Genomic DNA, 12,210 nt, shown 5'->3' with positions numbered 1-12,210 from the left:
ATGGATGAACCGCGGGTGGGAGAAATCAGCTCGTGGCCGGGATAGCGGCACGCTGCAGCAATGCCACCCAGTTACGGCCCATAATGCGCTCGACTTCGCTCTCGTCGAAACCGCGCTGGCGTAGCCCATTGATCAGGTTGGGGAAGTCGCGGCTGTCGCGCAGCCAGGCCAGGGGGCGCGGCCAGCCGGCATTGCTGGCGCTACCCTCGCCGTAGTCCATCTCCTTGGACCAGCGACCGTTGCGCATCCACTCGAGCACCGAGACCGGCTGGTCCTGACAGAGATCGGTACCCAGCCCCACGTGCTCGATGCCCATCAGGTCCACGGTGCGGGCGATCATCTCGCAGTAGGCCTCCAGGGTGCAGTCCGGCCCTCCCTTGAGATGAAAGGGGTAGGCTGAGAAGCCCAGCAGGCCGCCGCTCTCGGCGATGGCTGACAGCACGCGGTTGGACTTGTTGCGCTTGGCCTCATGGAAGAAGCTCGGATTGGCATGCGAGATGACCACCGGACGCTCGGAAAGCTCGATGGCCTCAAGGGTCGAACGCTCGGCGCTATGCGACATGTCGATGACCATGCCGACCCGATTCATCTCGCGGATCACCTGACGACCGAAGCGGGTGATGCCGCTGTCTTCGCTCTCGTAGCAGCCACAGGCCAGCAGGCTCTGGTTGTTGTAGGTGAGCTGCATGATCAGCAGACCCAGGCGGCGCATCACCGCCACCATGTCGATATCGTCCTCGATCGGCGAGCAGTTCTGGGCTCCCAGGAAGATCCCCACCTTGCCGGCCGCCTGGGCACGCAGAATATCGGCGGGCTCCAGCACCGGCATGATCAGGTCGGCGTTCTGCTCGAAGCGCCGATTCCACTCGCCCAGCCGCGAGAGGGTCTCACGCGTCGTCTCGTGGTAGACCAGGGTGGCGTGCACAGCATCGACGCCGCCTTCATGCATCTGCTGGAAGATCTCCCGGGACCAATTGGAGTACTGCAGGCCGTCGACGGTCAGCATTTGCTTGGACATGGAGCGCTCCTCAAGCCTTGACGTAGCAGGTCTTGACCACGGTGTAGAACTCCCGGGCATAGCGCCCCTGCTCGCGGGGGCCGAAGCTCGAATCCTTGCGACCGCCGAAAGGCACGTGATAATCGGTGCCGGCAGTGGCCAGGTTGACCATCACGCAGCCGGTCTCGGCGCGGGCCTTGAACTCGCTGGCCAGGGCCAGGGAATCGGTAATGATCCCGGCGGTGAGGCCGAAATTCGTGTCGTTGAGGGTGTCGATGGCCTCGTCCATGTCCGCCACCTTGATGACGCAGGCGATGGGGCCGAAGACCTCTTCACGGTTGATGGCCATGGCGTTGGTGGTACCGGTGAACAGGGTCGGCGCCATGAAGTAGCCCTCGCTATCGCAGTCGAGGCGCTCGCCACCGAAGGCCAGCTCGGCGCCGTCGGCCTTGGCGCGCTCGATCCAGGCCAGGTTGGATTCCAGCTGCCGGGCTTCGGCCACCGGGCCGATCTGCACCCCTTCCGCCAGGGCCGGCCCCACCTTGGCCTTGGCCAGGCGAGCCACCAGCTTGTCGACGAAGGCGTCATGCACGGTCTCATGGACGATCAGGCGAGACGAAGCGGTGCACTTCTGGCCGGTGCCGGAGTAAGCGCCGTTGAAGGCGGCCTCCACGGCCAGGTCGAGGTCGGCGTCCTGGGCGACGATCAGAGCGTTCTTGGAGCCCATCTCCAGCTGACATTTGACCAGATTGCCGGCGGTGGCTACCGCCACCCGGCGCCCCACCTCCAGCGATCCGGTAAAGCTCAGGGCATCGATCGCCGGGCTCGAGATCAATGCTTCACCGACGCTGCCACCGGCGCCCATCACCAGATTGAAGGTGCCGGTTGGCAGTGCCTGGCGGCTGATGATCTCGGTCAGCGCCCAGGCGCTGGCGGGTACCAGGTTGGCCGGCTTGAAGACCACCGCATTGCCGAAAGCCAGCGCCGGGGCGATCTTCCACACCGCCGTGGCCATGGGGAAGTTCCAGGGGCTGATCACCCCCACCACGCCGACCGGCTCGCGGCGAGTCTCCACCTCGATCCCGGGACGCACCGAATCGACCCGCTCGTCGATCTGGCGCAGCACCTCGGCGGCGTAGTAGTGGAAAAACTGTGCGGAACGATAGACCTCCCCGACGCCCTCGGCTAGCGGCTTGCCCTCCTCACGGGAGAGCAGGCATCCCAGCTCCTGTTTGCGCGCCGCCAGCTCGTCGCCGATGGCCATCAGCAGCGCATAGCGCTGTTCCAGGCCACTCCTGGCCCACTCGCGCTGGCCCTGCCTGGCCGCGGCGATGGCCTCTCCGACCTGGGCGGCACTGGCCTGGGCATAGTGGCCGATCAGGTCCTGGCGATCCGACGGGCTGAAGTTAGCGGCGGTGCTTTCACCCTCGACCCATTGGCCGGCGATAAAAAGGGAGTGGTTGGCTGACATGATGATCTCCTGAATAGCGTTGACATCATCCTAGGAGAGGCACCAATATAAGGATAATCAATAAATTATAAAAATTGATCAAAAAATCTTACCATGCTCCCAGAACTCAAGATCCAGCCGCTCCGCTATGTATTGGCGATCATCGATCACAGCGGCTTCCATGCCGCCGCCAAGCAGTTGCATCGCAGCCAGCCTGCCATCTCCATGGCGGTACGCGATCTGGAGTCCCGCCTTGGCCAGCGGCTGTTCGAGAAGGGCAACGGCCAAACATTACTTACCCCCTTCGGACACTGGTGTGAACCGCGCTTTCGCGAGCTGGTAGCCCATCACGACCGCCTGAGCCGCGACGCAATGGCCTTGGCGAGCGCCCAGGTGGGTCGTGTCGATATCGCCGCGGTCCCCTCAGTGGCCAGCCGGCTGATGCCTGCCATCCTGGCCAGCTTCGTGCACGACTATCCCGGCATCGAGATCAGCCTTCAGGACGGCCACTCCGAGGGGGTCAACCAGATGGTACTCAGGGGCGAGGTGGAACTCGGCATTACCAGCATATGGCTGCCCGACGAGGCGCTGAACTTCACCCCCCTGCTACAGGACGAGATAGGGGTGGTGTGCCGCGACGATCACCCCCTGGCCAATCATGATCAGCTGCATTGGCAGGCACTGATCGGCCATCCCTTGATCAGCAACGGCACCTCGCGACTGCTGGAGGGCTCCCCCGCCGCCGAGCTACTGGTCGAGAGCACGCTATATATTTCCAACATGATCTCCCTGACCGCCATGCTCGAGGCCGGCATCGGCATCACCACCCTGCCGCGCCTAGCCTTCCAGGAGGAGCATGAGCGGCTGCGCTTCGTCCCCCTCTCCACGCCCAGGCTGGAGCGGCAGATTGGCCTGCTGCGCCGGGCACGACAAAGCCTCTCGCCTGCCTGTGAGGCGATGCATGAATACCTGCTTGAAAGGCTGGTGGGATCCCACAACGAGGAAGGGCCTACGGCGGAACCGTAGACCCTCGGAATAGTGGCGCGCCCAGAAGGATTCGAACCTTCGACCCCTGCCTTCGGAGGGCGTTCTTTCCATATTTCACCATACACTAACAGAAACAACAAACGGCAATTATACCCAATAAAAACAATGCATTAGATATATATTATTGTTTCCTGTTTGTTGCCACTCAGCGCCCGGTATATCCTGTTCATGGAACCTATTTGGAACCTGGAAACCGAGACCACGGGTATGGGCAATAAAACAGAGCGGCTTACGACAAGGGTGCTGGAGCGCCTCGCCAAGGAGTTGCCCGAGGGCGCCGAGGTATGGGATAGCGAAGAACCCGGCTACCACGTCCGCGCCGGCAAGCGTGGTTTATCGCTGCGAGTGTCCTACTACAACCTGTCAGGGAAGCGCCGCGTGCAGACCCTTGGCCGTTATGGCGTCGGCAACATGACCGCCGCGAAGGGCCGCAAGGACGCCGCCGAGGTGCTGGGCATCGTTGCCCAGGGAGGCGACCCCCGCGCGGTGATGGAGGAGGCCAAGTCCGAGGAGAAGCGCCAGCAGCAGCAGACCTTGGGCGCTTACCTGGATGGCCCCTACACCGTTACCCAGCGCCGCAAGAAAGACGGCACCGCGACCCTGCAGCGCATCCGTAGAGCGTTCGTCGATTGGCTCGATAAACCCATGAGCGAGATTGCCCGCGGCGACGTCGAGCGCTGGCAGGGCGAGCGAGAGGCCAAGGGTGAGGCACACAGCACCAGCCGTCGCCACCTTGGCGCGCTCAAGACGCTGCTGGCGCATGCGGCCGAGCGTCATGTGATACCCACCAACCCGCTGGCGCGAATAAGCCTACAGCGGCCGGCCATGAGCGATGAGGAGATGGCCGAGCAGGCATCCCAGCGCCGCTACCTCGAAGCCGAGGAGGTCGAAGCGCTGTTTGCTGGCCTGGCGGCATACCAAGATAACAAGCGCATCCAGCGCCGCAGCAGCCGAGCCCATGGCAAGGCGTATCTGCCCGACCTGGATGGCTTGGCCTATGTAGATCACGTCGCGCCGTTCATCACGCTGATGTACTTCACTGGATTCCGGCCTGGCGACCTTTTCGGCCTGCGCTGGGATCACGTCAATCTGGCCTTCCGCACCGTCCGCAAGGTGGTAGAGAAGACAGCCCACCACCGCCCCGAGCCTCAGACCTTCCCACTTTCCACTGCCGCTGTTGACGTGCTCAAGACCTGGCACCAGCAGCAGGGCGAGCCCAAGACCGGACTGGTATTCCCGTCAGGGCGCAACGGTAAACGCATGGACAAGAAGGCCATGCAGAAGCCGTGGGCTACCGTCCGCAAGCTGGCCGGCCTTCCTGGTGACCTGCTGCTGTACAGCCTGCGACATAACTTCGCCAGCCAACTGGTCATGGCAGGCGTTGACCTGCTGACCGTTTCCAAGTTGATGGCCCACGCCGACATTCAAACGACGATCAAGTATTACGCCCACCTGCGGCCTGACCACTCCCGCGATGCTGTCGAGACGTTCGTCAAGCTGGCGCCGGGTCATGATTCCGCCGCCGATCAGGCGGCACAAGAAGGCCCCGGGGTGATTGAGCACCCCGGGGCCATACACATCGGCAACCACTGAAGGAGATGCCGACATGCCCAACAAGACTACCATGATCAGCAGTACCAACCCCGCGCCAGCCTCTGACCTGGACATTGCCCAGCAGGAGGTAAGCAAATTCACTTATGAAATCAGCCGGGCAACCTGCGCCCTCCGCAGCTTGGGTGAGGTTATGAGTGATCCAGATCACCCCATTGATCCTGGCAACATCGGCGGCCTTTGCCTAGCTGTGACAATGGTCGGTGATTACCTGGAGCTCTTCGCAGACGATCGACAGTATCTGCTCGACCACATAGAACAAGAGCGATTAGCGGGCGGTAGATAAGCCCGAGAACACACGCAATAGCTGACGAGGAGATACCGATATGCAACAACGGATGAACACCGATCACCTGACCACCTACCCCGTACACCTGGCCCGTACCGGTGAGCGCCTGCTGGTGCCTGCCCAGGACTGGCGCGAGGCGCTTAAGGTCACCGGCAGGCCCGACGCCTGCCTGATAGAAGAGCGTGTCGACCTGCTGGGCGATAGTGGCGCTACGATTGACGTCACCTTCGATCCCGACACCCCCACCACCATCACCACCCGTTGCAGGCAGGGCACCGACGTCGAGCGCGTGTCGTTCGCCCTGTCTTGCGTGGCCGACTATCTGGATAAGGAGCTGGCGGGAGCCGTCCGAGCCTGAGGCGCAACACGTTGGCACCGGTCGGCTGCGGATGCTGCGGAATTGCGGAAACCCGCACCGCTGCCGGCCGCGCCGCCTGCGGACGCGTTGCGGACGATTGCGGAAACCGGCCGGCTGTTCCGTGCTGGCGCCAGCACCGGCCAGCCGGCGACCGATCAACACCACCTGGCCCTGGTAGCCCACCGTGCCGCCCGAGCCCAGCGCCAGCCCGAGGAGGTGCGCCCATGGATGACGAGCTGAAGGCAAACCGCTACAGCGAGCATGACAAGCAGCGCGATGATGCCTTGGTGAGCGCAGCAATTGATGCGCTGCGCGCCTTGGAAAATCGCCTTGAGGAGCTGGCGCCTGGCATAACCGAAGATCCCGATAACGTGCTGCCCGAATCTGCCGGCAGATGGAGGTTTGATAGCTTTCCGCGTGTGGGGCTGGCACTGCTGTCGCACATGATGCAGACAGGCAGCCATGATCTGGTGGGCAGCGCGTCTGTGTGGGAAATCCACCGCGAGACGATCCAGAGTGTCCGGCAGGTATATCAAGCGCGTTACCCACGTGAGCCGTTGCGGCTGGCGCTGGCAGAGCATGGCTACTCCCGATACCGAGGATTCCCACCGTCATCTTCCAGCACAAGCGAGATAGACCGGCATTTTATCGAGTATGCCCAAGAGCTGGTGAAGCACTACGGCGAGGGTGCTATCAGCCCAAACAGCGGGCAGGCCGTGAGGAGCCGGTGCAAGGAAGAGGAATACAAAGACATAGCCGAGCGGTTTCATGAGCTGCATACGGCCGATCCCGAGCAATTCCCGAGGTCTGGGACCGGCTACACGGCTGCGGCCGCCGTCATGGCTGATGAAGGCTTCAAGAAGGTGAGCAAGACCAAAGTAGAGTCAGCTTACACGAGTTCTGACCTATACCTGTCCGCCGTCATGTTCGGCGTTCTCAAGAGTCCTAAAAGCAGGCGTTAATCGGTATCCCAGAATTTCGCCTGACTTTCTGGGACTGATCTTCCAAGACCATATACCAGCCTAGAAGAGCCACGACCGGCAACCACCGGATTTAGGAGGCTCTTCAATGCCCACCAAGACACAACCCCCCGGCGACATTCTGGCCAATGCCCTGGCCCGCTACCGCGACGGCTTCGACCCGGCACTAATCGAGCTGCCAGAGTCCGCCGTCTTCCCTGGCCTGATTCCCGCCCAACCAGCCACCGCCCGCAAGGCACGCACCACTGGCAGCCTGCTAGGCCGCCCGGCCCCACGCTTCGTCAAACGTGGCCGCACCGTCCGTTACCGACTCAAGGATGTCCTGGACTGGCTGGCCGATGGCGATACCTATGGCAGCACGGCCGAGGCGGGCAGGGCCGCGTCATGAGCCTGGCCACCTTCACCGTCCACCTGGCACGCACTGGCGAGCACAAGCATGTGGCCGCCCGAGACTGGCAGACAGCGCTCAAGGCCACTGGCCGGCCTGACGCCTGTCTGCTGGCAGAGCGCGTCGACCTGCTAGGCAATAGTGATCCCGCGATTGACGCCACCTTCGCCCCCGACTCACCAACCGTCATCACCACCCGCTGCCGAGAGGGAACCATCGCCGATCGCATGGCGTTTGCGCTGGCCTGCGTGGCCAATCACCTGGACACGCAGGCCACCGGGGAGGGTGCGGCATGACTCACGAACAAGCCGCCGTGCTGGTGGAGAGCGCCAGCGACTTGCTGGCGCTGGGCAACCGACTGGAGATCATCGCTCAGGCCATGGCTGATGCTGGCGAGCCCCAGGCCCACCACCAACCGCTGGCCGATGCCACCGGGCAGATAGGCGCCGCCATGCGCGGCATCTTCAACGCTCTGGAAATCGCCCATGCCGATGGAGGAGGCCCATTCCGTGAGAGCTGAGACGAGAGCGCCCGGCCATAAGGGCCGGGCACTGGGACAAACGTGCGCGCACAACGCACCCCATCATCATAGCATCACCACCGCGCTGGCCGAGGCGCTGGCCGGCCGCGGCGTCACAGGCCTGGTGATCCATGCCGATGGCGGCGTTCACCGCTTCGATGCTCCCGACAAGCGCCGCGGCAACCTGGCCGGCTGGTATGTCTGCCCCACGCCCGAAGTAGCAGTGTTCGGCTACTGGCACACCGGAGAGCAACAGACCGTGACGCTTGCCGGCGAGCATGACCCCGTCGCCGCAGAGCAGGCCCGGCAAGCCGCCGAGCGCGCGCGGCGAGAACGAGATGCCCAGCGCCAGCGAGATCACGCCGAAGCCGCCCTGCGAGCTCGCCATCTATGGGCCGCCGCCCAGCCGGCAGGCCACCATCACCCCTACCTGCAAGCCAAAGGCACCGCCCCCCATGGACTGCGCCAGCATGGCGACGTGCTGTTGGTGCCGCTGTTCTGTGATGGCGTGCTGGTCAACCTGCAGCGCATCCACCCTGATGGCGGAAAGCGCTTCCTTCCCCGCGCGCGGCTCAAGGGCGCCGCTTCCCTGGTAGGCCGCCTTGCTGGCGCTGGGCGCGTATACCTGTGCGAGGGCTGGGCCACCGCCGCCACACTGCATGAGGCAACCGGCTGCCCGGTAGTAGCCGCGATGACCGCCAACAACCTGGCGACCGTGGGCCGCAACTTACGCCAGCGCCTCCCTTCCGGGGTGGCCATCACCGTGGCCGCCGATAACGACCACCGCACCGAAGGCAACCCAGGCATCACGGCAGGCCGATCCGCCGCCCAGGCGATCCGCGCAGACCTGACCTGGCCGCGCTTCCCTTGCTCCGGTTGTGCCTGTACTGACTTCAACGACCTGGCGCGGTGCCAGCAGGAGGTGGCCCTATGACCCTGGCCGCAGTGAGAGAGCAGGGCGAGCAACCGCCCGAGCGCGCCGGCCGTATCGAGACCGCGCCGCTACCCTTGGCCGAGAGAGAGACGGCACCTGATTACCCACTGGAAGCGTTGGGGTCGGTATTGGGCGAAGCCGCCGAGCGCCTGGCCTACCACGTACAGACCCCGCGCGGCATGGCCGGCCAGTCGGTGCTGGCGGCCGCTGCGCTGGCCGTGCAAGGACTGGCGGATGTTGCCCGAGGCCCCCACGGCAGCGGGCCGGTGTCACTGTTCTTCCTAACCGTGGCCGGCAGCGGCGAGCGGAAATCGAGCCTTGACCGCCTGGCGCTGGCGCCGATCCGTGAGATGGAGACCGAAAAGCGTCAGCACCACCCCGAGGAGCTTGCCGCCCACAAGGCCGCCCGCGAGGCGTGGGAGATGCGCCGCGACTCCCTGGTAAGCGCCGCGAAGCCCAAGGGCAAACAACCCATGAGCGAAAGCGAGGCTACCTATCTGCAAGAGACCTTGGCCGCCATCGACGCCGAGGAGCCGCAACCCCCGCCGACGCCGAGTGTGACGTTCAGCGAACCCACCGCCGAGGGCATCTATCGCCACCTGCAGCACAACCACCCGAGCGCTGGATTGTTCTCTGATGAAGGCGTCGGGTTTTTCGGCGGCCACGGCATGAGCGAAGAGGGACGCGGACGAACCGTGGCCATGGTAAGCAAGCTGTGGGATGGCGACCCGATTACCCGCACTCGAGGCGCGGCCGGTGATTCTGGCGTGCTGGCCGGCCGGCGCCTCTCTGCCCACCTGATGCTTCAACCGGTAGTAGCCGCCAAGGTGCTGGGCGACCCGCTACTACAAGGCCAAGGCTTCCTGGCTCGCTTCCTGATCGTGCAAGAGCCCAGCCTGGTAGGCCAACGCCTGCTGAAAGGCCGGGACCCGAGCCAAGGGCCGCACCATGACCCGGCTATCGCCCGCTATTGGTCGAGGCTGTCGGAGTTGGTCCGTGCGCCCCTGAAGGTGGACGAAAGCGGCGCCATTACCCCCAGGCCAGTTCAGATCGGTGCCGAGGCATACACCGCATGGGCACGACTGCACGACGCTATCGAGGTGGAGAGTAGCGAAGAAGGCCGCTTCCGTGACGTTCGGCCATTCGCCAGCAAGGCCGCCGAAAACGCCGCGCGCATCGCCACTGTGCTGGCACTGGTTGAGGGAGAGGCCGCGCCGACCGTGGACCACATCGAGCGTGCCGGCCGACTGGTGGCCTACTACCTGGAGTCAATGGCGATCCGCACCGCCGAGGCGCGGCAGGACACAGAGGAGCTGCGGGCCAGGGAATTGTTGGAGTGGATCAAGGGCCACGGTGGCGTGCTTCACGCGCAGGACTTCAAGCGCCTACCGAGCGAGTACCGCAGCGCCAAGAAGGCACGTCCACTGCTGGCTTTCCTGGTGGATACCGGACACCTGCAAATTGACGGCAGCAGCCCACGTGGACTGCCAGCGAGCTGGCGCCTGGCAGGGGAGGTGTGAGCCATGATCGACCTGATGGAGATTGGTCGCCGTCTATGGGAGGACGGCGAACCTAATGCTGTTGAACAGCATGCCACCGACCTGATGGCGCTTAGCAGCGAGGTATGGGAGGAGCCGGCAGGCGATTCCCCGCCCCCGCAGGAATCCGCAGCCATCCGCAATGTATCCGCAGCCGCAGAGCCCTACCCCGCGCAGATTTCCGCAAATCCGCAAAATCCGCAGGCTGCCTTGCCAGCGCCAGCCCATGAAGCCGAGACGATCGTCACCGCCCTGGTGATGGGCGCCGGCCATGACCTTGGCCTGCCCCTGGTCAACCGCTTGCGCGATGTGCTGGCGCCGATGGATAGACCAGCTCGCGCCAGCATGGCAGCCGCGATTGATGACGCCTTCAAGGCCGCCCAGAGCGCCGAGGAGGCTCGGCAGCAGGTGGTCAAGCTGCTGGATTCCCACACCCCCAGGCAAGCCAAGCCCGAGCGCCTGGCTGGCCGACCAGACTGGATCACTTGGATAGCCGGGCAATGCCCGCTGCTGCCCGAGGATCGTGCCTTCATCCAACGGCGGCTGCATACCCTGCCGCCCAGGGCTGCAGAGCGTGCTGCACGCCGCTATGTCGAGACCTGGCAGGCCGCCGCCGTGGCCGAGCCCAAGCCCCAGGCCAAGGACAATCGAGGCCGCACGGCCGCAAACCGTACCTTGCTGGCGCTGGTGCGCCGCTGAGCCGACAGGAGGGCACCACCAGCCCCTGGATCATCGGCGCGGGTCCTCCCCAGGACTGGAGCCATCGGCCACGGGGGAGCGTAACCGCGGAATTCGACCAAATTTCGCGTTTTTATGGATCGTCAGCAGCACCTGCCACCAACCCGCATGGTTGAGCGGTTCTAGGGTGGCGAAGGTGACGATTTGGCAGCAGCAATCACGCCGGGACACCGGCACCAACCAACGCCGGAGAACCGGCGTCGAATGAGAGAGGTAGCACCATGACAGCAACAGTAAAGAGTAAGGCGACCGCGGCGGCAGATAGCTGGACCGCTTGGCTTGAGCAGCTCGAGCAGCTTCAAGCAGAGCGCGCCGAGACAGCCGGCCTGCATGACGCTCGCCAGCGGCTAGAGCGCGCGCGGAGCGGAATACAGTTTCTGATCGACAAGGCTTGGAATAACTCACTCACGCCGATCGACTTGGACCGCGCCGCCATGCGCGGCGATGAGTCAGCCCAGAATGCGCGCGCCGTTTTACGTGGCGATAGCGACGAAGGCGGCGACCACCACGCCGCCGCCACCTTCCTGCTGGGGCTGCTGAGCAAGGCAAGCCGCAGGGACGACTGGAAAAATCAGCCCGAGGAGCGTCGCACCTTCATCACGGGCCTGGAGACCAACCTGCGCGACGCCATTGCAACCCTTGAGCAGGCCAACGGCGAGGTGACTGATTTGGAGCAAGCCCGGGCTGCCGTCGACCAGCGCCTCGAGGCATTGGAGAAGAAGGCACCAAAGGTCTCTGCCTCGAGCCTGGCCCTGCTTGGCAAGGAGCGCGACGCCGCCGCAGAGCAGCGCGATCGCCTGGCTGCCGCCTTGGAGAGCCTGGCCGCCGACGATAGTCCGCTGGCGCTGGCACGTGAGGCCGAGCGCACTGCCCAAGAGCGGCTCGAGGAGGCCGAGGCGCTGGTGGCCATGGGGGAGGCCAATACCGAAGAAGAGAAGGCCGCCAGGGAAGAGGCGAAGCGTGCAAGCCAAGCCCTCGAGCAGCAGCAAGCTGAGCACCGCCGGCAAGAGGCGGCACGGCGAGGCATGGCGCGCAAACTCGAGCAGGCAGATAGTCACCTCGACACCCTGTCCCGGGCCTATCGGGAGGCGCTTGCCCGGGTCCGACACGCTGAACTGGCCGCCCTCGAGACAGAGCTTGTCGCAGACCTTGAGGCGCTGGCATCTGATCGCCTCGCCAGGCTCGCCCAGATCTACCGGGACCTTGCCGAGGCAGAGCCAGGTAATGACTACGGCACCGCGGTCATGAAAGTGAAGCTGCCACACTTCTACCACCACGAGCGCCGCAGCGAGCTGAACTCAGCCGGTCTGGTGCTAGGTCCGGGTAGCGGCAAGGCACTGGTATGAGCTAATTCAGCACC

The 12,210-nt window shown here is 64.3% G+C and carries 14 protein-coding genes; 12 read left to right on the top strand and 2 right to left on the bottom strand.

Going from position 1 to position 12,210, the window contains the following annotated elements; translation table 11 throughout:
- Positions 1–25 precede the first annotated feature (25 nt).
- The gene (locus QC821_RS01855; RefSeq protein WP_309716207.1) at positions 26–1,018 is read right to left on the bottom strand and encodes a dipeptidase; all 993 of its coding nucleotides are present in this window, start codon (positions 1,016–1,018) and stop codon (positions 26–28) included.
- A 10-nt stretch (positions 1,019–1,028) separates the two neighbouring features.
- Positions 1,029–2,468, bottom strand: a complete 1,440-nt coding sequence (locus QC821_RS01850) for an aldehyde dehydrogenase family protein (RefSeq protein ID WP_309716204.1) — start codon at positions 2,466–2,468, stop codon at positions 1,029–1,031.
- A 93-nt stretch (positions 2,469–2,561) separates the two neighbouring features.
- On the opposite strand from QC821_RS01850, the gene QC821_RS01845 reads away from it, so the two are divergent.
- From QC821_RS01845 to QC821_RS01790, 12 genes are all read left to right on the top strand, one after another.
- Entirely contained in the window at positions 2,562–3,473 is a 912-nt protein-coding gene (locus QC821_RS01845; protein ID WP_309716201.1) for a LysR family transcriptional regulator, read from the top strand.
- 228 nt (positions 3,474–3,701) lie between these two features.
- Positions 3,702–5,087: a tyrosine-type recombinase/integrase gene (locus tag QC821_RS01840; RefSeq protein ID WP_309716199.1), complete on the top strand. Its 1,386-nt coding sequence runs from the start codon at positions 3,702–3,704 to the stop codon at positions 5,085–5,087.
- Positions 5,088–5,100: 13 nt separating this feature from the next.
- Complete coding sequence (locus tag QC821_RS01835) at positions 5,101–5,391, top strand: hypothetical protein (RefSeq protein ID WP_309716196.1); 291 nt, start codon at positions 5,101–5,103, stop codon at positions 5,389–5,391.
- A 40-nt stretch (positions 5,392–5,431) separates the two neighbouring features.
- Positions 5,432–5,752, top strand: a complete 321-nt coding sequence (locus QC821_RS01830; RefSeq protein ID WP_309716193.1) for a hypothetical protein — start codon at positions 5,432–5,434, stop codon at positions 5,750–5,752.
- Positions 5,753–5,976: 224 nt separating this feature from the next.
- Complete coding sequence (locus tag QC821_RS01825; protein WP_309716192.1) at positions 5,977–6,714, top strand: hypothetical protein; 738 nt, start codon at positions 5,977–5,979, stop codon at positions 6,712–6,714.
- A gap of 106 nt (positions 6,715–6,820) precedes the next feature.
- Entirely contained in the window at positions 6,821–7,120 is a 300-nt protein-coding gene (locus QC821_RS01820) for a hypothetical protein (protein ID WP_309716190.1), read from the top strand.
- Positions 7,117–7,416 (top strand): hypothetical protein, encoded by a 300-nt coding sequence (locus tag QC821_RS01815; protein WP_309716188.1) that lies wholly within the window; start codon positions 7,117–7,119, stop codon positions 7,414–7,416. Before QC821_RS01820 ends, QC821_RS01815 begins: the two co-directional genes overlap by 4 nt.
- Entirely contained in the window at positions 7,413–7,640 is a 228-nt protein-coding gene (locus QC821_RS01810; protein ID WP_309716186.1) for a hypothetical protein, read from the top strand. Before QC821_RS01815 ends, QC821_RS01810 begins: the two co-directional genes overlap by 4 nt.
- Entirely contained in the window at positions 7,630–8,574 is a 945-nt protein-coding gene (locus tag QC821_RS01805; RefSeq protein ID WP_309716182.1) for a toprim domain-containing protein, read from the top strand. Before QC821_RS01810 ends, QC821_RS01805 begins: the two co-directional genes overlap by 11 nt.
- Positions 8,571–10,094, top strand: a complete 1,524-nt coding sequence (locus QC821_RS01800; RefSeq protein WP_309716179.1) for a YfjI family protein — start codon at positions 8,571–8,573, stop codon at positions 10,092–10,094. Before QC821_RS01805 ends, QC821_RS01800 begins: the two co-directional genes overlap by 4 nt.
- 3 nt (positions 10,095–10,097) lie before the next feature.
- Positions 10,098–10,811 carry a hypothetical protein gene (locus QC821_RS01795; protein WP_309716176.1) on the top strand — a complete coding sequence of 238 codons (714 nt, stop codon included), beginning with the start codon at positions 10,098–10,100 and terminating at the stop codon, positions 10,809–10,811.
- Positions 10,812–11,071: 260 nt separating this feature from the next.
- Positions 11,072–12,196, top strand: coding sequence for a coiled-coil domain-containing protein (locus tag QC821_RS01790; RefSeq protein ID WP_309716173.1), 1,125 nt, complete (start codon positions 11,072–11,074; stop codon positions 12,194–12,196).
- Positions 12,197–12,210: the final 14 nt, after the last annotated feature.

It is taken from the genome of Franzmannia qiaohouensis, from assembly GCF_031451695.1.
Lineage (GTDB): Bacteria > Pseudomonadota > Gammaproteobacteria > Pseudomonadales > Halomonadaceae > Franzmannia > Franzmannia qiaohouensis.
Note: the sequence above shows the minus strand (reverse complement) of the source record. Positions and strands in the feature narration are given on the sequence as shown.

What these genes read in the sequence shown, in the direction of transcription:
- QC821_RS01855 (WP_309716207.1), bottom strand. Translation starts at nt 1,018, where the DNA reads ATGTCCAAGCAAATGCTGACCGTCGACGGCCTGCAGTACTCCAATTGG.
- QC821_RS01840 (WP_309716199.1), top strand. Translation starts at nt 3,702, where the DNA reads ATGGGCAATAAAACAGAGCGGCTTACGACAAGGGTGCTGGAGCGCCTC.
- QC821_RS01850 (WP_309716204.1), bottom strand. Translation starts at nt 2,468, where the DNA reads ATGTCAGCCAACCACTCCCTTTTTATCGCCGGCCAATGGGTCGAGGGT.
- QC821_RS01790 (WP_309716173.1), top strand. Translation starts at nt 11,072, where the DNA reads ATGACAGCAACAGTAAAGAGTAAGGCGACCGCGGCGGCAGATAGCTGG.
- QC821_RS01830 (WP_309716193.1), top strand. Translation starts at nt 5,432, where the DNA reads ATGCAACAACGGATGAACACCGATCACCTGACCACCTACCCCGTACAC.
- QC821_RS01810 (WP_309716186.1), top strand. Translation starts at nt 7,413, where the DNA reads ATGACTCACGAACAAGCCGCCGTGCTGGTGGAGAGCGCCAGCGACTTG.
- QC821_RS01795 (WP_309716176.1), top strand. Translation starts at nt 10,098, where the DNA reads ATGATCGACCTGATGGAGATTGGTCGCCGTCTATGGGAGGACGGCGAA.
- QC821_RS01820 (WP_309716190.1), top strand. Translation starts at nt 6,821, where the DNA reads ATGCCCACCAAGACACAACCCCCCGGCGACATTCTGGCCAATGCCCTG.
- QC821_RS01825 (WP_309716192.1), top strand. Translation starts at nt 5,977, where the DNA reads ATGGATGACGAGCTGAAGGCAAACCGCTACAGCGAGCATGACAAGCAG.
- QC821_RS01835 (WP_309716196.1), top strand. Translation starts at nt 5,101, where the DNA reads ATGCCCAACAAGACTACCATGATCAGCAGTACCAACCCCGCGCCAGCC.
- QC821_RS01815 (WP_309716188.1), top strand. Translation starts at nt 7,117, where the DNA reads ATGAGCCTGGCCACCTTCACCGTCCACCTGGCACGCACTGGCGAGCAC.
- QC821_RS01800 (WP_309716179.1), top strand. Translation starts at nt 8,571, where the DNA reads ATGACCCTGGCCGCAGTGAGAGAGCAGGGCGAGCAACCGCCCGAGCGC.
- QC821_RS01845 (WP_309716201.1), top strand. Translation starts at nt 2,562, where the DNA reads ATGCTCCCAGAACTCAAGATCCAGCCGCTCCGCTATGTATTGGCGATC.